Genomic DNA, 20,001 nt, shown 5'->3' with positions numbered 1-20,001 from the left:
CATTCATCGTATTCACTTACGCGGTAACACAATTCGTGTAGGTGAGAACATCAGACTGTGCCCCCGGTCTGGAATCCACGCCGCGATGTTGGTCAGCCACGTTGGGTCGGTGAGACGGAGTGCCAGGACGGTGTGGTCAGGAGCGACTGGTAGCCGGTTCGCAGCGATTCCAAGGTTGCCCAGTTCGGCGGAGGGTGGTCCTGGCCATCCAGAAAGCGGGCGAGGACCCACACCGAGTGGTACCGATCCGGGTTCGGTGCGAGTCGGCGTGTGTGCGAGAGGTAGTCGGCGAGAACCTGTTCGGCGTGCTTGTAGTCCCAGATGGTGCCGCCCATGCCGTCGCACCAGACCAGGGTGGCCAGGAGGTCTCCGGTGTGGTCGACGAGAGCCTCGTCGGCATTCGGTGCGGCTAGTGCCGAGTGGATCGGGGCGGCGCAGGCAACCTTGTAGGCGAATTCGCCGTTGAGATAGTGGCCATCGCAGGGCTTTCGGAGTAACCAGGGTTCGGCTGGGGGGTCTCCGAGCTCGCAGATGGCATAGACGAGATCCACCCGACCCCAGGCTGCGGTGCGGTCGGCGAGCCAGATGAGGTTGGTGGTCGCGTCAGGGAGGCGGGTGAGAGCCTTGGCGGCAAGGTGTCCGAAGGTGTCGGCGAGTAGGCCGATGGTCTGAATCAGGGGGACGTCCGCTTCGGTTCCGACGACTGCGAGCATGGCCATGCCGAGCACTGTCGGATTCATGTCGACGCTGGTACGCGCGAGGTGGCGGCCTACCTCGCGGACCTCATCGGGGTGCGCGCGGCTGATCGCGGCCGCCATCGAGGGCCACAGAACAATCTCGATGTCGTACTCGATGACCTTGCGGCAGAGCTCTGCGATGTCGCGGTGTTCCGCTGGCGTGCTGAAGAATTCGTCGATGAGCCGGGTGGTGCGAACGCCCTGGAAATCAGACCTGTCGTCACTCCCCCGGCGAATGCCTCGACGGTTGGCATCCGGATACGGTTTGCCCTCTTCGGGAAGAGGGATGTCCGGGTGACTGCGGGCGAGAGCGAGCGCGTGCTCGTAGAAGGTGGTGTGGCGGCCGGTCTGGTCCGAGCCGGTGAACTCACTCACCGCGCGGGGGAGAACTCGATTCTTCCAATCATGAGGGTCGATGCTGACAGGCGTTGGCGGCCTTCGCAACTGGGCCGTGCCTGCACCGCTGCAAAGTCGGGCTACTGGCCGGTCGTCAGCTGGCGGAAGGCCGAGGCGACCTGCTCGATGCGGGCTTCCTCGAGGTCGGGGCGGGGGTAGGTGTGGCGGATGATCGCCTCGCCGTCGAACATGTGGATCACGGAGGTGATCAGGAGGCGGGCGGCGTCCGAGGGGATGTCGGGGCCCAGGACTGTGATGGCGAGGTCTTCGACTTCGCGCATCATGTCGCGGAGTACAGGTTCGAGGCGGGTGCGTAGTTCGGGCTCGGTGCGGGCGGCTACCAGCAGTTCGAACCAGACCGTGTTGGTGGTGTCGCGAATCTCGCCGCGGACCAAGCGCAGAATTGCGGTGAGGTCCAGCGGCTGGGTCGTGTTCTCGGCGTTGCGGATTTCCGCCGCCACGAGCATGTGGCGGCGGCGGACCTCGTCCGCGGCGGCGGCGACCAGGTCGGTGCGGGAGTCGAAGTGGCGGAAGACCGCGCCCTTGGATACGCCTGCGCGACTGCTGATCTCGCCGAGTGAGGCATTGTGGTAGCCGATCTCGGCGATGGCCTCGATGGTGGCATCGACGAGTTTGGCGATGGTGGTGGCGCGGCGCTCGGCCTGAGTTCGTCGCGCGGTCGTCAATTACCCTCCAGCTCGCAGGAATCGGCCGATCCGGTCGGCGCCCAGGGTCTCGGCGGGTACACCATCGCCGAAGACGTACTGGCCACCGACGAATACGGCCGACACGGCTTTGTCATTGCGATTGACCATACGTGGCAGGCCGCCGTAGGTCGGCACGGGGCACTCGGCGTACGCCTCGAGTGATTCGTCGAGGCCGGCCGGATCGACGATGAGCAGGTCGGCGCGGTCGCCTTCACGCAGGTATCCGGCGTCGAGGCCGTACCAGTCGGCTAGTTCGCCGGTCACTCGCCGCACGGCGTGTTCCAGGGTGAGGAATGGATTGCCGGATGCTTCGGCATCCTTGACGCGCCGCAGGAAGCGCAGGCCGAAGTTGTAGAAGGCCATATTGCGCAGGTGTGCGCCCGCGTCGGAGAACCCCAGTTGCACGCCGGGGTGAGCGCTGAGCTTGTTGAGCATGGCGGGTCGATGGTTGGAGATCGTGGTGCGCCAACGCAATTTGGTGCCGTGCTCGACCACCAGATCCAGGAATGCGTCCACCGGATGCAGACCGCCGCGGTCGGCACCCACCTGCCCGAAGGTCTTGCCGATGACATCCGCATCGGGGCAGCCGACAATTTCGGCGTCGAAGAAGTCCCGGTGCCACACCCGGATTCCGAACTTGGAGTCGTAATCCCTGCGGAAGCGCCGGCGGTAGGACTCGTCACGCATGAGTGCGTTGCGTTCCACCTGGTCGGCGAGATGCAGTGCGGCCGCGCCGGAACCGAACTCCTCGAAGATGACCAGATCGATGCCGTCCGCGTACACCTCGAACGGAATCGGGAGATGCTGCCAGCGGAAGTCGCCGCCGAGCCCGTTGACCACGCGGGTGATGGCGCCCATCAGGTGCACCAGCAGCGGATTCGCTTTCAGGTCGGCCGCCGAGATCAGCGTGGTCTTCAAACGTCGGCGGAAGAGTCCGACGCTGCTGAAGGTCATGGCGGCGATACTGCGCGGCGACGTGACATCGGGCCCGCCCTGCAAGACTCGCCCGCGTCGGCGCAGAATCGCGTTGAGCCGCCGTCGTTCCCGCGCACCCGCATAGGTCGACGGCAGGGTGCGCGATCGCGCGACCTCGCCGTCGAGTTTGTCGAAGAGCAGTTGCTGCGCCGACATCCCCACGAATCCGGCGTCGAGTGCCTCGCTGAGTGCGGCTTCCATCGCCGCCTGTTCGGCATCGGTGGGCTTGACCTCCTTGCGGGTCGCCCGATCCAGGCCCATGAGCGCGGTCCGGATGTCCGAATGTCCGATCATCGCGGCCAGATTGGGCCCCAACGGCAGATCCTCGAGCGCGGCGACGTATTCGCGGGCGGAGTTCCAGCTCTTCGCTTTGACCGCTTCGATGACGTGTTCGCGTGGAATCGCCTCGACCCGGCCGAACAGATCTCCCGCATCGTTGGCTTCGGCGTGCACCGTGGACAGCGAGCACGAACCGAGGATCACCGTCGTAATTCCGTGCCGCAGCGACTCGGACAGTTCCGGGGCCTTCAGCACCTCGATGTCGTAGTGGGTGTGGATGTCGATCATGCCCGGCATCACCCATTTGCCTTCGGCCTCGATGATTCTCGGGCAATCGGTTTCGTCGAGTGGTGCCGCGGACACCGCGACGACGCGTTCACCGCGCAACCCGAGATGGCGTATGGCCGAAGGAGATCCGGCGCCATCGAACCAGCGGCCGCTCTTGATGATCGTGTCGTAGCCCACATCAACATTGCAACCGATCGGTTACTAACTGTCAAGGGTTCGATCGGACTTGCGGCATCGTCAAAATTATTTTGACGATGGGATAGAGTTCAGAGCATGGCAGACCCTGAAGGGCCGGATGCGGCGCTACTCGCGGAGTGGTTGCACGCCACCTCGCCCGCGTCACGTGATGCTGTCCAGGCGAATCCGGCCGCCGCCGTGCGCGCGGTGCTGGATCGGCTGGGCGGCGATGACGGCATCGAGCTGCCGCATCGCGTGATCTATGCGGCGGTCATGCAATTGACGGCGGCACGGACCGAACTGGATCGGCTGGAACTGGAGTTGATGCGGGCCGCCGGCGAACACGGCAACAGCTGGAGCTGGATTGCCGAGGCGTTCGGGCACCGATCCAAGCAAGCCGCTCACGCGCGGGCGAGCGCACTGCACCGCCGCCTGGAATATCGAACGATCGACGAGGAAGAAAACCGATGAAACTTCGTGTCGAACGCGACGCACTCACCGAGGCGTTATCAGCGGTAGCAGCGGCGGTTCCGCGCCGCCCATCGATTCCGGTGCTGGCGGGGATTCGGCTACGGGCGGAAGCGGATTCGGCGTCGGTGGCGGGGTTCGACCATGAGGTCTCCGCGCAGTCCCGCATCGGCGGGGCCGAGGTCGGCGAGCCCGGAACCGTGCTGGTTTCGGGGCGATTGCTCACCGAGATCGCCCGCGCCCTCCCCGCGTATCCGGTCGAACTGTTCGCCGACGACGCCCGGCTCGAAATCGTCTGCGGGCCGACACGATTCGAGCTGCCGCTGATGGCCGTCGAGGACTACCCGGAGCTCCCTGCCGCACCGCCGACAATGGGCACCGTCGACTGTGCGCAGCTTCGCGACGCCGTGAACCAGGTCGCCATTGCCGCGGGCCGCGACGACACCCTGCCGATGCTGACCGGGATCAACGTCGAATTTCATCCCGCATTCCTGAGATTGGTCAGCACCGACCGCTTCCGCATCGCGATTCGCGACCTGGACTGGCAGCCGATCACCCCGATCGACGACCAGCCACCCACCGGATTGCTCGTCCCGGCGCGCGCCTTCGCGGAGACGGCGAAAGCCCTGTCGGGCCCGCACATCGACATCGCGGCCTGCCCAAACCGAACCATCCTGGGCCTCAGCACCGTCGGGCAGCACCACACACTGCGCACCCTCGACCTGCCCTATGCCCCCTATCAGCGCTACCTCGAAGACCGTCGAACCGCGACGGCCCGCCTCGCGAGTGCCGCACTGGCCGAGGCGATCAAGCGAGTTTCGCTCCTGTCGCCTCGCGGCCACCAGATCGAATTGACCTTCACCCCAACCAAAGCCCGCCTCTCCGCAGGTGGCGGCAACGAGGGCAACGCCGAGGAGACCATCCCCGCCGAATTCGACGGCGACCCGGTAACCGTCGCTTTCAATCCTCGCTATCTACTCGAAGGCCTCACCGCCACACATACCGAATATGTCGAGATCGCCCTCAACGGACCCACCCGTGCCGCCACTTTGCGAGCCGCCGGTTCCGAAGAACACCACGACCTCAGGTATGTGCTCATGCCTGTCCGCCTACCCGGATAGGACATGGGTTCGGATCAACTGCGCGGCTTACCATTTCACTCTCGGACCGGTAGCGTCTGCCACCGTGACAGGGGTGGTCGTCGACGCAGCTCGATCTTCTTCTACGACCGATGACCCGCGCCCGCCGCTCGCGGGGGGCGCGGTCGGGGTGGTTGCCGTGGTTTTCGGTGTGGTGGCAACACTGTCGGCGACGCGGTACGGCTACTACTACGACGAGCTGTATTTCATCGCGGCCGGCAAGCGGCCCTCGTTCGGATATGTCGACCAGGGCCCACTGGTACCGTTGCTGGCGCGATCGATGGACTGGTTGTTCCCCGGATCGCTGGTGGCACTGCGCATTCCGGCCATCGTGGCGTCGGTAACGGTGGTGGCATTGAGCGCTGTCATCGCCCGTGAACTCGGTGGCGCTCGACCAGCACAGGTACTGACGGCGACCGCCTGCGCCACCTCGGTATTCGCGCTGGGCGAGGCTCAGACCCTGTCGACCAGCGTCATCGACACCCTGCTGTGGGTGGTGCTGACCTGGCTGCTGGTGCGCTGGGTGCGGACTCGTCACGATTCACTGCTGCTGGCAGCGGGATTCGTCACGGCCGTGGACCTACAGGTCAAATGGCTGGTCCCGGCATTCTGGATCGCGGTGATCATCGCCGCGGCCTGGCTGGGGCCGAAAGAGTTGTTGCGGCGACCAGCACTGTGGTGGAGTGCGGGCATCGTGGTGCTGACTGCCCTGCCGGGGCTGATCTGGCAGGCCCGGCACGGGTGGCCGCAACTGGCCATGGGGGCGGTGATCCGCGGCCAGACCGGTGGTGTCGCGGGTTCGCTGTGGTTCGTGCCGTTGACATTGCGGGGGTGGGGCCTGCTGGGTGCGATCGCGCTGATGTTCGGACTGTGGCAGCTGTTCCGGTCGGCGCTTCTGCGCCCCTACCGATTTCTGGGCGTCGCCCTCGTTCTAGTGGTCGCGGTCGTCGCGATCAGTGGCGGGCGCAACGACTATGGCGCAGGTGCCTACCCGATGGTGATAGCGGCCGGAGCCGTCCGACTGACCGCCACCCGCGTGCGCTGGCTGACCATCGCCGCGGTGCCCACGGTCGCCTTGTCGATACTGGCAGCCGCTGTGTACGCGACACCGTGGCGGTCCGCATCGCAGTACTCCCCCGCCCCCAATCGAGCTGCCGCAGTGGGGCCTTCGGCCTACAGCGAACTCGGATGGCCAGCATTGTCAGCGGCAACCGCCGATGCCTACCGCGGACTACCACCACAACAACAGAACGCCGCCGTGGTAGTCACGGAGTGGTACGTCCAGGCAGCCGCCCTCGATCACGATCGCCCGGCAACAGCCCTGCCGCCGATCTTCAGTCCGAATCGCGGCTTCGGCTATTTCGGTACCCCGCCCGACACCGCTGAAACGGTCGTCTACATCGGCGGTACCCAGGTGGACCTGAGCCAGTGGTTCAGTTCCGTTGTCCCGGTGGGCCACATCGGTAATCCGCTCGGGATTCCCGGCATCACCCGGGACATCACGATCTGGGACTGCACCGGCCCCAGGCAGCCGTGGTCGCTGATGTGGCCGTCGATGCGCCGACTGTGACCTCACGCCGGTGGAGGTCAGTGTGCGAGCAACCAAGTGATGCGGTCGTACGCGAGAGCCTGATAGATCACCAGCACGATCACGGATATCAAGGCCGCCGTTGATAATCCGGCACCCCACAGGGAGAGCGCGCCGCCGCCGAGCACCAGGACTTCGACGACCAGGCGTACCGCGCCGGGGACGGCTACCGTCGCCTCGCCGTTACGGCTCGGGTCGCCTGGGACGGCGAAGGTTCCCCAGATCGCGGCTATGGCGATGGGCAGGATCACCACGAGTAGGAAGCGCCAGGGGGTGTCGAACGCTCGCCACCCCAAGATTCCGAAGGAGACCACGGCGGTCAGTTCGAGGAGAAAGCGAACGCCGAGCATGACGGGGTTCAAAGACATCCGGCAATCCTGATCATTCAGATTCGGGCGATGACATTGGAGACCCTACGAGCCGTTGTCTCGGCGCGCGTGGGGCTATACAAGCCACAAAGGTGGCCGAACGTGCCAGCCCTTCCACCCGAAAACGTTTGCCGCACCGTGATATCCGTTGCAGATGAACGATTTTCCCGAGCCATCCGGCGGACTGTTCGAAGGCGCCGCATGGCATTACGCACGCTATCGACCCGACTACCCGCAAGTGTTCATCGACGATCTCGTAGCCCGGTATCAACTCGACGGCACCGGCAGACTTCTGGATCTGGGCTGCGGCACGGGGCAACTGGCGATCCCGCTGGCAGCCCATGTTGCCGAAGTCATCGGCCTGGACCCCGAGCCCGGAATGCTCACCGAAGCCGCCCGATGCGCAGAGGAGGCCGGTGTCACCAATACTGTCTGGCACCAAGCCGGTTCCACCGATCTCCCAGGCGAGTTCGGCCGTTTCCGCATGGTCACGATGGGCCGCTCGTTCCATTGGATGGATCGCGAACAAGTCCTGCTGTCTCTCGACGCGATGGTCGATCGGCACGGCGTCATCGTGCTCGCCAACGACAGCTGCCTCATCCGCCCCACCACCCCCTGGCAGCAGTCCGTCGAAGCCATCCAATACCGCTACCTCCCACCACAACAACTCCCCGCCGACACCCTACCCGGCCGCCTCGACACCCCCGCCGACCACCAGCCACACGACGACTTTCTCGCGAATTCACCTTTCCCCCAGGTGAATCGATCAATCTACGAATTCATCCGCCAATGGACCACCCACCAGGTCATCGGCTACCTCTACTCCACCTCCCTCCCTCTACGCCGCCTCCTCGGCAACCGCCGCGCCGACTTCGAACAGGAAGTAGCCGACACCCTCCGCCCTCTCGAACCCCACGGCCTCCTCGAACCGGTACGGCTGGAAGTCTTCACCGCGACCCGGGCGTCATGAGCCGTTGCGAAGGTAGTTGGTTCGGGCGCGAGCGTGGGCCGCAGTCAGGAGTTCCCGGACGGCGGGTTCGGTGCTGGTTGCCGGGTTCACTACTGCTAGCCAACCGGCGGTGGCATAGACAGGGTGGGCGATCAACGTGTCGCGGTGGGCGGCGTCGGTTGGGTGGGCCGGGGTCTCGCGAGGCGTGTGGCCGAGCCTTTCGACGAAGGCGTCTCGGCCGGCGTGGATGTTGAGGCGGAAGGCTTCGGGGCGGTCGAGGTCGGAGGTGGTGTCGTCGGGGTAGTTCTTGGTGATGATGGTGGCGAAGGGTTGGGTTCGGGTGGGGATTTGGGCGTCGGGGGCGTAGTAGAAGAAGCGGTCGCCCCAGGCTATTTCGGGGAAGGGGGAGCCGGGGGCGGGGGCGAGGGTGAGGACTCCGCCGAGGGTTTCGATGAACTCGGTGATTTCTTCGATTTCCATGAGTTCTATCGTGAACTTAAGGTGCTTGTGGAGACTTGGGGATCGAAATGGGAGCTCGGGTGCGCGAAAGTCTCAAGTCGGGGTCTTTGCGGACGGCCGAGGTGGCGGGTCTGGCCGGGTATTCGGTGCAGCAGATACGCAATCTGGAACGTGACGGGGTGTTGCCCGCTGCCGTGCGCAGTCCCGCCGGTTACCGGGCGTATCGGGAGATTCATGTGGTCGCGGCCTGTGCCTACCGGGCGCTGGCGGGTGCGGTCGGTCCGGTCGAGGCCAAGGCGATTGTGCGGGCGGCCCATCGGGATGCGCCGGCGGGCATGCTCGCACTGCTCGATGCCGCGCACGCGGGCCTGGACACCGAAAGGCGTGAACTCGAGGCCACCCGCAAGGCCGCGCGGCACATCAGCGAGGAACCGATCGCCGAGGTGCGGGGCTCGGATGCGATGACCATCTCCGAACTCGCCGACGCGCTCGGCATCCGGGCTTCGACGCTGCGGCATTGGGACGCAACCGGATTGGTGACACCCGGGCGCACGAAGCTCAGGGACGAGCGCACCTACTCCCCCGCCGACGTCCGGGATGCCCGCATCGTGCACCAGTTGCGCCGCGCCGGATACGGCATCCCGGCCCTGGGCATTCTCATGGCCGAGTTCCGCGATACGCGCCGCTGGAACGAGGTGCTCGAGCGTCTGGCGGTGCGTGACGCGAGCATCGAAGCGCGCTCGCTCGCCCTGTTGGAAGGTACCGCCGAACTGTGGCGGATACTCACTCCATGTCCGATACCACTCCCGTGAGCTGGGACCACCTCAAACCGCGGCAGCCCACCGACGCCGAACGCGATGCTCTGCAAGCGGAGTTGCTCGAGCGGGCCCGCGCGGTCCGGGAGCAGGGCTGGGACCCCTTCCGTGAGGTGTGGACCCCCGGTGAAATGGCTGCTGTCGCCTATCTGCTCGGCGACACCGCGGTCCTCGAAGAGCTCGAGGAGCCCGAAGGCTCGATTCTGACCAGGTTCGCGGGCGACCTGTACGGGTTCCAGGGCGCACGCAAGGAGATCGCCTCGGGCCTGACCGGCACCCAGGCGTGGTTCGCAGCCGCCCGCACCCGGTTGGGGACGGGCAAGAGCTGAGAACCACCGCCGGGGTGCGTGCCTAGCGCTGGACGTCGATGTAGCTCATCATGCCGTTGTCCTCGTGAGCGGCGATGTGGCAGTGGAACATCCAGCGTCCGGCGAAGTCGTCGAACGGGATCCGGATCGTCACCTTGCCGGGGACGCCGTTCACCGCGTGCGGCACCAGCACGATGTCCTGGCGATGCGTATACGGCTGCGCCGCATCGTTGATCGACATCACCTGGAAGGACGTGGTGTGCAGATGGAACGGGTGGTCTTCACCGGCGGTGTTGGTCAGCGTCCATTCCTCGACGGTGCCGAGGCGAGCCGGGGTCGCGAATACCGAGCTGTTCATGGCGAATTGCTTGTCGTTCAGGAAGAACGACGTGCCCGCCGAGTCCTCGGACAACTGCAGGGTCCGCTGCTGGGCGATCGACGCACTCGTCAGGTCCGGCTGTGCGCCGGGCATGGTGGTCGGTAGCGCGGGTGCGGCGGGTGCCGCCTCACCGGCGACGTCGACCTTGATCAGCTTGACCTCGGGATACGAATCACCTTGCGGGCCATTGCTGTACGCCATCGTGTCCAGCCATGCCGTGCCGGTGTGGGCGGGCGCGGTGAGCAGCACGTCGTACCGCTTGCCCGGCGGCAACAGGGCGTTGTCACCGGAGGTCACCTGAGTGACCGGAATACCGTCCTCGCCGATGAACGAGAAGTGGAAGCCCGCCAGGGCGAGGTTGTAGAAGATATCCGCGCCGGCGTTGACGAATCGCCACAGCTGGGTCTCGCCCGGCCGCATGGTGAGAGTCGGGCGCAGCTGCCCGTTCACCAGGCGCACGGTATCGGCGTTGGAGTCGATGGAGGTCTTCTTGCCGCTCTGGACGATCTTGTCGTTCTTCTCCAGCTGAACGTCCTTGAGCACCAGGGTGTGCGCCTTGATGTGGCGCAGTCCCTCGGGCAGCCGGTCGCGGTTGTCACCGATGATCAACGCGCCGGAGAGGCCGTCGAAGATCTGATTCTCGACATCGCCGGGCATGAACATCGCGGCCATCGCGTCATCACGATCCGGGCAGGAGGTGCCCATGGCGTGGCTGTGATACCAGTAGGTGCCATCCGGGTGATTCGCCGGAATGGCCAGTCGGTACACGTGGGTGGCACCGGGCGGTACGCAGACGAACGGGTCGTCACTGTCCCCCGTCGGCGCTACGTGCAGGCCGTGGAAGTGCAGATTCGTCGCCACCGGAAGGTGATTGACCAGCGTCAGCGTCAGCGTCTCCCCTGGTTTCGCGTGCAGTGTCGGCGCGGCGAACCGGCCGTTGTAGGTCTCCGCCAGCACCTTCGCCCCGCCCACGTCGACGCGCCCGCGCGCCGCGTCGAGCGTGAGGGTCCGCTCGTTCTCCTCGGGCGGATCCGCGAGCGGCCGCCCCACCGACATCCCCTTCTCCTGTGCCGCGGTCGAGGGTCCGCCGCCGGCGAACGCCGTGGTCCCCGATCCGATGCCCATCGCGATACCGACCGCCACCACCAGAAGCGCTACAAGCCCGCCGAATCGACTCCGGCGTAGCGCACTCCACGTCGAACGGATTCGTCCGACCACCATGATCTACCCACTTCTCGCACACTGAAATTGCCGGAGACAGACTGGGCGGTATTTCTGTCCGGCAGATGTACGGCACGACAATGGCGAGCGAGTTGCGGCTGTCAGGAGCGGACTTGTTGCCAGAGGCGAAGATAGCTCTCCGCGCCGTGCATCATCTCGGTGGTCAGGTCCGGGCCGCCGAGGATGCGCAGCGCTTCGAGCCAATCGGCGTAGGTGCCGTAGCTCGCGACACCGTCGGTATTGATGTCGAAAGTCCGGTCGCCCCAACGTTCCTTGTCGAAGGTGACCTGGCCGTCGATCGAGGTGAACGGGTAGCTGACCAGGTTGCCGCCGATAGGCGCGCCCTGCGCACCGAGCCCGTTCATATCGGAGCCGTAGCCGAACCCGACGTCGGTCGTCGGTTTGGACATGACGCGAGCGTCCCGCCATTTCTGCACGAAGGCGGCGGGGCTACCCGCATAAGGCGTGACGAAACCGCCTGCGGCGTAGACGCGTTGGGTGGTGCGGGTGGAATCCCAACCGTGCGAGGACAGCACACCCGGGTAGTGCCGGCTCTCGATGATGGTGAGGGCCTGGTCGGCGGTCGCCTCGTCCATATGATCGATCTCGATCAGGAAGCCCAGGTCGATCATCTTGTTGATCAGGTACTTTCCGAGGTCGGTGAGGCCCCGGGTATTGCAGTCCGGGCCGACCGGATAGAAGCCGGGAATGGGGTACTGGGTGTTGTCGTGCTCGGAACCCGGGCAGGTCTGGATGTTCCAGAACGTGCCGGTCTGCAGATAGTTGCCGATATTGACCAGCAACCCGGTGGTGTTGGCGTCCATCTTCGTGCCACCGAAAGCATCGTCGAACTTGTGCACGGGGAAGAAGCTGGTGACGCCGAGTCGCCGCAATTCGGTGAGCCAGCGATCCACGTCGGCCGCATCGCATTTGGGTCGATCCTGTACGACGCCGCACCCCATCGGGTCAGACAGTTCCATGCCGATCACCACCGCGAGCTTCCCGGAGCCCGCGACCCGCCGCGCCTCGGCGGGATCGGTGACGAGGCGGAAGAAGCCGAGTCCGGGACCACCGGCCTGGGCGTCGATGTAATCCTGCAGGGCATACAGGTCGGTGATCTGGGTGCGCACGGAAGCCATGTCGTCGCAGGGGTTTCGGCGATCGGTCATCATCGCGCACAGCGACTCGTTGTCGACCACGTCGATGGTCATCATGCGCAGGCCAGCCAGCCAGGCGCGTTGGATACCGGTCCAATACGTGCCCTCGGTGGACAGCTTGGACGGACGCGGCCAATCCCGAAAGCTCGGCCACCCGCGCGTGTCAGAATCGTGCACGGGCGCACCGTAATCCAGGAAGTTGGCGACCAGTCCGTTCGACCCGGTGCGATAGGGCGCGCAATCGGGCAGCGCGAAGGTGACGCCGTACGGATGCCAGGGCCGACCGCAGTGGAAGTCACCACCGAGGAATTCGAAAGCGGTCACGTGGACGTGCGCGTCGATCGTTCCGATGACCGAGCCGTCGGGCGCGATGCTGGACCCCGGCGTTCCCGTCGCGCCGACCTCGGCCTCCGGGTAATCCGCGCAGCCCGTGGCCGGGGTGAACGTGGCGGGCGTGGCGGTGCCGGTCGCGGCGTTGGTGAGCGTGAAACCGTCGGCGGCGGAACCGTCCACGCGCCACACCGTGGTCTGCGACGGGGTCTGGACGGGATGGATCGACCCTGTCGCCGCGTCGAGTACCTCGCCGTCATGGCTGTAGAGCAGATACTCACCGAGCGCCGTCGGCTGCATCCGGTACGGCCCGGCGTCCGGTAGCAGCGGTCCCGCCGGAGTGTCGATCGTGACGCAGCCGTGTGCGAGCGAATAGCGGGTCAGCCCGATGTCGGGCGCACCGCCCGCCGCTCCGATACCCGGTCCGGCGGCACCGACGACAAGGGCGACAACGGCGGCAATCCGCATGTGTCTCAAGCGTTTTCTCCCACTGACGGCCACACGTCTCCAAGTTTGCGAAACGACACTATTTCATGTGGCTTCGGTCCGGTCACCCGGTACGCCTTCACCCGCGACGGGCGGGGTCGGCACCGCGCCACGACTCCTAGCGTGGTGTGCGGTAGCGATCGGAACACCGGCGGGTACACCGGGTACGCGCCAGGACCGGTCCGGACACGGACAGGAGCGGTTCGATGCGAATCGACGTACATGCTCATTTCTGGACCGACGAATATCTGGACATGCTGGTCGGACTCGGCCACACCGACACCGATACCCAGCGCAACATGGGCGCCGGCGACGGAAAGGAACTCGACGCTCGCCTGCGGCTCATGGACCGCACCGGGGTCGACATGCAGGTGCTCTCCGCCGCACCGCAAATGCCCTACGGCGTGGATCGGCAGCAGGCGGTGGCCGCGGCGCGGTTCGTGAACGATCAGTACGCGGCGGTGGTGGCGCGCCATCCCGGCCGGTTCCTGGCCTTCGCCTCGACCCCGATGCCGCATCTCGAGGAGTCGCTGGCCGAAACCGCCCGCGCGCTGGACGAACTCGGAATGGCAGGCGTCGCGATGAACACCTCGATCATCGGCCGCGCCCTGGTGGAGCCCGGCTTCGCGTCGATCCTGGCCGACCTCGACGGGCGCGGCGCGGTGCTGTACCTGCATCCGGCCGGCAACAGCGCGTGTTCGCCGCTGATCAGCAACTACCGGCTCACCTGGATGGCGGGCGCACCGATCGAGGACACGATCAGCGTCATGCAGCTGATCACCCACGGAATTCCGCTGCGCTACCCGAACATTCGGATCATCAACTCCCACCTGGGCGGTGCGCTGCCGATGCTGCTACAGCGCGCCGACAACCAATACCGCTGGGAGACACCGGATGCGCCCGAACTGCCGAGCAAGGTGGCCCGCATGATGTGGTACGACACGGTCGGCCACGGCCATCTGCCCGCGCTGCGCGCTGCCATCGACTCCTTCGGTGCGGATCGGCTGCTGCTGGGCACCGACTTTCCCTATGAGAACGATGCCGTGTTCGCCCGGGCCGTCGACTACATCAACGACCCGACCGTGTCACCCCATGACGCACGGGCCATTCTGGAGACGAATGCCGAGCAGTTGCTCAGGCTGAGCAGTGTGAACCACGTCATCCGAGAGCCCGCTCACTGAGATTTGCGGTAGCGTTGCCAGCGGCGGTTGTGGGTGGTTCGCACTTGGCCTGGAGGCTCGGTGACCACGTCACAGCGAACAACGGATTGTCCCCGATCGGTTCTCGAACGCAGTGCGCCAGGCCGGATTCCGGCTCCGGTGTGCGATGCGGTCACGCGATCAGAGCTCGATCACTACTTCGAAGATCCTGCGGTCTCGGCCGCCCGGATCGTCATGGTGTGCGCGCCGGCGGGTAGCGGCAAGACGGCGTTGATGCAGGATTGGCTCGCCCGGCGTGGCGGTACGCCGCACGCCCACGTCGTTTGGCTCATCGCGACGCCCGCCTTCGATCGCGATTCCACCCATTGGCAGGCCACGGCGTCGGCGCTGGCCGACGTCCTCCACATGCCGCTCCCGCCGGCTGGCATCAAGCCTGCTCGCTTCGCCGCCCACCTCGTCGACGCACTCATTGCGCAGGCAACCCCGGCCGTTCTGGTCATCGACGACGCGCATCTGCTGACGAATTCGATGCTCCTGGCCGCCGTCGAATACCTGGTCCGGCACGCGCCCCCGACCGTGACCATCGTGCTCGCGGGCCGCAGCGAACCGGCGTTGCGCTGGCACAGCCTCGATGTGCAGGATCGGCTCTCGCGCGTTGCACCCGACGAGCTGAGGTTAACCAGAGATCAAGCGGCACAGGTGTTCCAGCGGCATCGATGCGCGCTATCCGACGCCGACCTCGATACCGTCATGACCCTCACCGGCGGCTGGGCCGCACCGGTCGCGATCACGGCGCTGCGGATGGCCGGCACCGATCGCAGCACGGCACTGGCCGAACTCGCCACGCCCGCGCAACCGGTCATCGACTTCCTCACCGGCGAGGTATTGCGCGACATGCCCTGGCCCGCCTTCGAATTCCTGCTACGCACGGCCGTCCCCGAACGATTCAGCGCGGAACTCGCGGACGCATTACACGGCGAGCGGGCACACGACCTGATCGAGGAACTCACGCGGCTCGGAATTCCGCTCACCCGCACCAGCGAGGGCGGCCGCCTCTGGTTCGGTTATCCCCCGCTGCTGCGCGCGTTCCTGTTGAGCGAGATCCGATCCCGCGACGAGGCCGAACTCCAGCGATTGCGGGTGTGCGCGACCGGCTGGCTGTCCGGGGCGGGCCTGCCCGACGAGGCGCTGCCTCTGATCGCGCGGGTCGCCGATCGGCGGCACCTGGAACAGTTCGTGCGCGAGCACGGTCTCGGGCTGATCCTCGACGGACATGGTGAACGACTGCTCGCCGAGCTCGACGCGGTCGGTGCGCCCAGTGCCGATGACCCCTACCTGTGGCGATTGCGCACGATCCACTCCCTCACCGTGGGTGCGGACGGGACGGCCACGACGTACCTGAACTTCGCACGCACGCAACCGAACTCCCGGTCATCGTGCGTGCCGCCGGAATGGCTGGAGGTGCTCGACCACGCCATTGCCGCCGACGCCGCCATCGCGGCGGGCACCGGCATCGCGGCCCTCGACATGCCGGATACCCTCGCCGCCACCGGCAATCCGGACATCGACTGCTATGTATGCGTGCAATCCGGCACCGCGATGCTCCTGCGCGGAGACTTCGACCGAGCCGTGGAGCTACTGCGGTCCGGTGTCGCGCTCTGCGAGCACTTCGCGCGCGATCGACTGGCCGTCCAGGCCATGACCCGGCTCGCCATCGGACTCGGGTACCGGGGTGGGATCACCGCCATGCGTGCGTATGCCGAACGCGCCATCGAATTCGCGGGCGTGCACGGCATTCTCGCGTCTCCGGACGTGACCCGGGCGCATCTGGCCGTCGCCCTCGCGGGTCATATCCAGGGCGATACGTGGGACACGGGGATCGTCGGACTTCCCGCGGCACCACGGTCGCTGCCGGAACCGCCGGGTATGCCCCGCGACGGGCTGCCGACCGAAGTCGATTGGCGGGTGCTGATGTGTGTGGTGGCCGACGACAAGCACGCCGCTGTGCATCAGCTGCGGGCGGGACTGGTCGACCTGCTCCGCCGCCGCCCCATGCCCGCGCTCGGCGTCGGCCTGCTGGTCCGTTCGACGGTCGGCATGCTCGTGCGGCTGCGCGAATTCCACACCGCCGAGGGGCTTCTCACCGAGGCCCGCACGGCGCTGGGCGAGACACCGGAAGTCGTTGTGGCGCAGGCTCTGATCACCGAGGCTGCTCGGAAGCCGCGTTCGACCCGCGCACTGCTGGAACCGTTTCTGCGGCAGCCGGGCCACGCCCACCCGGCGACCGAACTCACCGCGTGGCTCGTGTACGCCGCGGCGGTGCATCGGCTGGGCATGCCCGCACGCACGGTCGAGGCGCTCGAAGCCGCGCTGCGCCTCGCCGAACCCGAACGACTGCTGCTGCCCTGGCTCAACCACCCCGCCGCCATCGAGTTGCTCGACCATTACGCCGGGCAGTTCGGGCGCGGTGACGCCTTCGCGGAAGTGGTGCGCCACCATCCCTCGGCGCTGCGCACAGACGCCGCCCCCGCACTCACGGAGTCGGAAATGATTGTGCTCAAACACCTTCCGTCGGGGCGCACCGGGACACAGATCGCCGCCGACCTCGGCGTCTCGATCAACACCGTGAAAACGCACCTGCGCGGGCTCTACGGCAAACTCGACGCACGATCGAGGGTGGAGGCCATCGCACGAGCCCGCGCGGTCGGGCTGCTGTGACAACCGCATGGGATCACCCGCTCCGGGCGAGTGCCCGCCTGCCCGCCGCGATGATCCTGGAAAGTCATCACCCGGACCCGCCTTCCGAGCAACGCACCGAGTCGACCTCCCGGAACGCGCTGGTCGAGGTCGGGCATGATGGGCTCGAAACCGAGCTCCACCCGATCCGGCGGCAACCGACCCCGATGGGAGCGCATTCGAGCATGGCGCGGCACGGCAGATCGCCGGAGACGCTGGTCGGTAGACAAGCCGAGCAGGCGGAGCTCGATCGGCTCCTGAGCGCCGCTCGCGCGGGCACGGGCGGCGCGCTGGTGCTCGTGGGTGAACCGGGCATCGGCAAGACCGTCCTGTTGCGCTACGCCGCCGACCGGGCCACCGGTTTCCGGGTGCTGAGCTGTCGCGGGGTGCCTGGCGAAACGGAGCTCGCGTTCGCGGGACTGCACGAAATGCTCTGGCCGGTCATCGATCGCCTCGACGGACTACCCGGTGAGCAGGCGGTGGCCCTGCGGGGCGCGCTCGGGCTGGGCGCGGCGCGGGGCAACCGGATGTTGATCGGCGTCGCCGTGCTCACGCTGCTGTCCGAGCTGGCCGAGCAGCAGCCACTACTGGTCGTCGTGGACGATCTGCCACTGCTGGACGCACCCAGCCGCAACTGCCTGACCTTCGTCGCCCGCCGCACCGCCGCGGATCCGATACTCATGCTGTTCGCGACGCATCCGGGTGCCGCGGGGTCCGCGCCCGGCACGCTGCCGACCCGAATCGTCGCCGGTCTGGACGAGGACAGCGCCAAACAGCTGGTGGCCCAGGACAATCCGGGCCTGAGCCCCTTGCGGACGCGGCGGCTCATCGATCTCACCGCCGGAAATCCGCTCGCACTGCGGGAACTCGGCCGGACCGCGGTCGGCAGTCTCGGCCCGGCCGCCGACCCCCGGCTGGCGCTCGGGCCGCGGTTGCGCGCGGCCTTCGACGCCGAACTGGCTCGTCTGACGGCCGTGCAGCGGACGGCACTGCTGGTCGCGGCCGCGGCCGACGGTGCCGACGCGGTGGTCGTGCAACAGGCCGCCCAGCTGGTGGGCGTATCGGCCGTGGACTGGCTGGCCGCGGAGGATTCGGGGCTGATGCGGATCGCCGACGGGCGAATCGTGGTGCGCCATCCGTTGATTCGCGCCGCCGCCTACGAAGCGGCCACCCCGGACGAGCGCCGGGTGGCGCATGCCGCGCTGGCGGAAGTCTTCGCCGCCCGGGATCCGGATCGGCGGGCGTGGCATCTCGCCGCGGCGGCCGAACAACCGGACGAGGAGATCGCCGCGATGCTCGACGCCGTCGCCGAACGTGCTTGGGCACGCGGCGGGTCGACCTCGGCCGCGCAGACACTGCGCCGCGCGGCCGGGCTGTCACCCGATGCGGGAGCGGCGGCGGTGCGTTTGTCACGGGCCGCGCGGGCGGCCTGGGACAGCGGTGATGTGGAGACCGCGCGCGAGTTGCTCAGCGCGGCCGACGGGCGGGCGGACGCGGGCGTGGTGGCGGCCGCGGGCGGAGGGCTGGCCGGATTGCTCGAACTCGGCCAGGGCAATCCAGCGCGGGCCCAGCAGGTACTGCGCGCGGACGCCGAACGGGTGGACCCGCGCTTCCGGCGCGAGATCCAACATGCCGAGTTGCGGGCCGAGTGGGCCACCGGAGCGTCACTCACCGACCGGCAAAACGACGAACTGGCCGCACGCGATCGCGACAGCGGCGCGGAACTGCCGCCGTGGTTGCTCCCGATGCTCGATATGGTGCTCGCCCTGGGCACCGAAACCCATGCACTGCAACTGTTCACCTCGGGAATCGAGCGGATGCGCGCCGACGGACCGATCAGCTGGCTCGGCTATACGCTCGGACAGCGGGCCATCCTGAATTTCGTCCTGGGCCGCTGGGATGACGCCACCACCGACGCCGCCGAGGCGCTGCGGCTGGCGCCCGACTTCACCGGCCGCAAGACCGTCGCCGACAGCCAGGTGGCGCTGGGATTCATCGCGGCCATGCGGGGCGAGGAAACCATCGCGACCGAATACACCGCGCAGACACTGGCTTTCTCGCAACCGCGGCACTATCTCCCGGTCACCGCCATGGCGCAGTGGTGTCGTGCGCTCAGTGAATTGACCGCCGAGCGACCCGACCGCGCCTACGAACTGCTGGACCGGATCGCGACGCCGGGCGATTCCGCACATCACCCGACCCTTGCGGTGCTCTCGGCCGCCGATGCGATCGAGGCGGCCGTGCGCTCCGGACGCGCCGATCGCGCGCAACGACATCTGACACTGCTCCGCGACCACGTCGAACGGACCGGGGCGGCGTGGGCCGCGGCCGATTTGGCCTGCGGCCGGGCACAATCCGCGAGCGGCACGGTCGCCGGCAACCACTTCGCCGAGGCCCTGGACCTGGTCCCCGTCAGTCGCCCGCTCGCCACCGCCCGAATCCGATTGCTGTACGGCGAGTGGCTGCGGCGGGCGCGCCGACGCAAGGACGCCCAGGAGCAATTGCGTTCGGCGCAGCGGATATTCGAACAGGTCGACGCCGGGCCGTGGGCCGCCCGCGCCGCGCGGGAACTGGCGATGACCGGGGAACGACCGACCGGCGAACCCGTCGGCGGCACCCCGGCGGCGCCGCTGACCGCCCAGGAGCTACAGGTCGCCAAGATGGCCGCGACCGGTCTCACCAATCGGGAGATCGCGGCGCGGCTGCTGATCAGTCCACGGACGGTCGGCCACCACCTTTCGAATGTGTTCCCCAAACTCGGGCTGGCCCGCCGCGAGGAGCTGGCCAAGGTCGACTTCGAGCACGGTTTCCGACTCACGCCGTGACGCGCTGACCGCGCGGCGGAGATGGCCGTCCAGGTGGCGGTTGTGCATGGTTCT

Annotated in this window: 16 protein-coding genes; 9 read left to right on the top strand and 7 right to left on the bottom strand. The window is 67.1% G+C overall.

The window, feature by feature from the left end; all coding sequences use genetic code 11:
- Positions 1–92: 92 nt before the first annotated feature.
- The 3 genes from ACFXHA_RS00945 to ACFXHA_RS00935 form a co-directional block, all read right to left on the bottom strand.
- A complete protein-coding gene (locus tag ACFXHA_RS00945) occupies positions 93–1,112 on the bottom strand; it encodes a hypothetical protein (protein ID WP_379351944.1) in 1,020 nt (339 codons plus the stop codon).
- Between the two features lie 101 nt (positions 1,113–1,213).
- On the bottom strand, positions 1,214–1,819 hold the full coding sequence (locus ACFXHA_RS00940) for a TetR/AcrR family transcriptional regulator (protein ID WP_379351943.1): 606 nt from the start codon (positions 1,817–1,819) through the stop codon (positions 1,214–1,216).
- Positions 1,820–3,559, bottom strand: coding sequence for an amidohydrolase family protein (locus ACFXHA_RS00935; protein ID WP_379351942.1), 1,740 nt, complete (start codon positions 3,557–3,559; stop codon positions 1,820–1,822).
- Between the two features lie 96 nt (positions 3,560–3,655).
- Here ACFXHA_RS00935 and ACFXHA_RS00930 point away from each other — a divergent pair, with 96 nt between their 5' ends.
- From ACFXHA_RS00930 to ACFXHA_RS00920, 3 genes are all read left to right on the top strand, one after another.
- Complete coding sequence (locus ACFXHA_RS00930; RefSeq protein ID WP_379351941.1) at positions 3,656–4,030, top strand: hypothetical protein; 375 nt, start codon at positions 3,656–3,658, stop codon at positions 4,028–4,030.
- Complete coding sequence (gene dnaN / locus ACFXHA_RS00925) at positions 4,027–5,148, top strand: DNA polymerase III subunit beta (protein ID WP_379351940.1); 1,122 nt, start codon at positions 4,027–4,029, stop codon at positions 5,146–5,148. Before ACFXHA_RS00930 ends, dnaN begins: the two co-directional genes overlap by 4 nt.
- Before the next feature lie 157 nt (positions 5,149–5,305).
- Positions 5,306–6,736 carry an ArnT family glycosyltransferase gene (locus ACFXHA_RS00920; RefSeq protein ID WP_379351939.1) on the top strand — a complete coding sequence of 477 codons (1,431 nt, stop codon included), beginning with the start codon at positions 5,306–5,308 and terminating at the stop codon, positions 6,734–6,736.
- Between the two features lie 17 nt (positions 6,737–6,753).
- Here the strand turns inward: ACFXHA_RS00920 and ACFXHA_RS00915 are convergent, their stop codons facing one another.
- A complete protein-coding gene (locus ACFXHA_RS00915) occupies positions 6,754–7,122 on the bottom strand; it encodes a YrdB family protein (protein ID WP_379351938.1) in 369 nt (122 codons plus the stop codon).
- 154 nt (positions 7,123–7,276) lie between these two features.
- Between ACFXHA_RS00915 and ACFXHA_RS00910 the strand changes: the two genes are divergently transcribed.
- Complete coding sequence (locus ACFXHA_RS00910; protein ID WP_379351937.1) at positions 7,277–8,092, top strand: class I SAM-dependent methyltransferase; 816 nt, start codon at positions 7,277–7,279, stop codon at positions 8,090–8,092.
- On the opposite strand, the gene ACFXHA_RS00905 is transcribed toward ACFXHA_RS00910, so the two are convergent.
- Positions 8,087–8,551 (bottom strand): DUF6194 family protein, encoded by a 465-nt coding sequence (locus tag ACFXHA_RS00905; RefSeq protein ID WP_379351936.1) that lies wholly within the window; start codon positions 8,549–8,551, stop codon positions 8,087–8,089. The genes ACFXHA_RS00910 and ACFXHA_RS00905 overlap by 6 nt on opposite strands.
- A gap of 59 nt (positions 8,552–8,610) precedes the next feature.
- On the opposite strand from ACFXHA_RS00905, the gene ACFXHA_RS00900 reads away from it, so the two are divergent.
- Both ACFXHA_RS00900 and ACFXHA_RS00895 read left to right on the top strand, forming a co-directional pair.
- Positions 8,611–9,342 carry a MerR family transcriptional regulator gene (locus tag ACFXHA_RS00900; protein ID WP_379351935.1) on the top strand — a complete coding sequence of 244 codons (732 nt, stop codon included), beginning with the start codon at positions 8,611–8,613 and terminating at the stop codon, positions 9,340–9,342.
- The gene (locus ACFXHA_RS00895; RefSeq protein WP_379351934.1) at positions 9,321–9,674 is read left to right on the top strand and encodes a hypothetical protein; all 354 of its coding nucleotides are present in this window, start codon (positions 9,321–9,323) and stop codon (positions 9,672–9,674) included. Before ACFXHA_RS00900 ends, ACFXHA_RS00895 begins: the two co-directional genes overlap by 22 nt.
- A 22-nt stretch (positions 9,675–9,696) precedes the next feature.
- On the opposite strand, the gene ACFXHA_RS00890 is transcribed toward ACFXHA_RS00895, so the two are convergent.
- Together ACFXHA_RS00890 and ACFXHA_RS00885 are read right to left on the bottom strand one after the other, a co-directional pair.
- Positions 9,697–11,157 (bottom strand): multicopper oxidase family protein, encoded by a 1,461-nt coding sequence (locus tag ACFXHA_RS00890; protein ID WP_379351933.1) that lies wholly within the window; start codon positions 11,155–11,157, stop codon positions 9,697–9,699.
- 197 nt (positions 11,158–11,354) lie between these two features.
- Positions 11,355–13,208 carry a peptidase gene (locus ACFXHA_RS00885; RefSeq protein WP_379351932.1) on the bottom strand — a complete coding sequence of 618 codons (1,854 nt, stop codon included), beginning with the start codon at positions 13,206–13,208 and terminating at the stop codon, positions 11,355–11,357.
- A 224-nt stretch (positions 13,209–13,432) separates the two neighbouring features.
- Between ACFXHA_RS00885 and ACFXHA_RS00880 the strand changes: the two genes are divergently transcribed.
- The 3 genes from ACFXHA_RS00880 to ACFXHA_RS00870 all read left to right on the top strand — a co-directional run bounded on the left by ACFXHA_RS00880 (position 13,433) and on the right by ACFXHA_RS00870 (position 19,947).
- The gene (locus ACFXHA_RS00880; protein WP_379351931.1) at positions 13,433–14,407 is read left to right on the top strand and encodes an amidohydrolase family protein; all 975 of its coding nucleotides are present in this window, start codon (positions 13,433–13,435) and stop codon (positions 14,405–14,407) included.
- A 138-nt stretch (positions 14,408–14,545) separates the two neighbouring features.
- The gene (locus ACFXHA_RS00875) at positions 14,546–17,104 is read left to right on the top strand and encodes a LuxR C-terminal-related transcriptional regulator (protein ID WP_379351930.1); all 2,559 of its coding nucleotides are present in this window, start codon (positions 14,546–14,548) and stop codon (positions 17,102–17,104) included.
- Entirely contained in the window at positions 17,101–19,947 is a 2,847-nt protein-coding gene (locus ACFXHA_RS00870; protein ID WP_379351929.1) for a helix-turn-helix transcriptional regulator, read from the top strand. Before ACFXHA_RS00875 ends, ACFXHA_RS00870 begins: the two co-directional genes overlap by 4 nt.
- Positions 19,948–20,001: the final 54 nt, after the last annotated feature.

Origin of the sequence: Nocardia sp. NPDC059240, from assembly GCF_042753865.1 — a bacterium.
Lineage (GTDB): Bacteria > Actinomycetota > Actinomycetes > Mycobacteriales > Mycobacteriaceae > Nocardia.
Note: the sequence above shows the minus strand (reverse complement) of the source record. Positions and strands in the feature narration are given on the sequence as shown.

Coding starts and splice junctions, on each gene's coding strand:
- ACFXHA_RS00915 (WP_379351938.1), bottom strand. CDS start 7,122: ATGTCTTTGAACCCCGTCATGCTCGGCGTTCGCTTTCTCCTCGAACTG.
- ACFXHA_RS00885 (WP_379351932.1), bottom strand. CDS start 13,208: ATGCGGATTGCCGCCGTTGTCGCCCTTGTCGTCGGTGCCGCCGGACCG.
- dnaN (WP_379351940.1), top strand. CDS start 4,027: ATGAAACTTCGTGTCGAACGCGACGCACTCACCGAGGCGTTATCAGCG.
- ACFXHA_RS00930 (WP_379351941.1), top strand. CDS start 3,656: ATGGCAGACCCTGAAGGGCCGGATGCGGCGCTACTCGCGGAGTGGTTG.
- ACFXHA_RS00890 (WP_379351933.1), bottom strand. CDS start 11,157: ATGGGCATCGGATCGGGGACCACGGCGTTCGCCGGCGGCGGACCCTCG.
- ACFXHA_RS00880 (WP_379351931.1), top strand. CDS start 13,433: ATGCGAATCGACGTACATGCTCATTTCTGGACCGACGAATATCTGGAC.
- ACFXHA_RS00895 (WP_379351934.1), top strand. CDS start 9,321: ATGTCCGATACCACTCCCGTGAGCTGGGACCACCTCAAACCGCGGCAG.
- ACFXHA_RS00905 (WP_379351936.1), bottom strand. CDS start 8,551: ATGGAAATCGAAGAAATCACCGAGTTCATCGAAACCCTCGGCGGAGTC.
- ACFXHA_RS00910 (WP_379351937.1), top strand. CDS start 7,277: ATGAACGATTTTCCCGAGCCATCCGGCGGACTGTTCGAAGGCGCCGCA.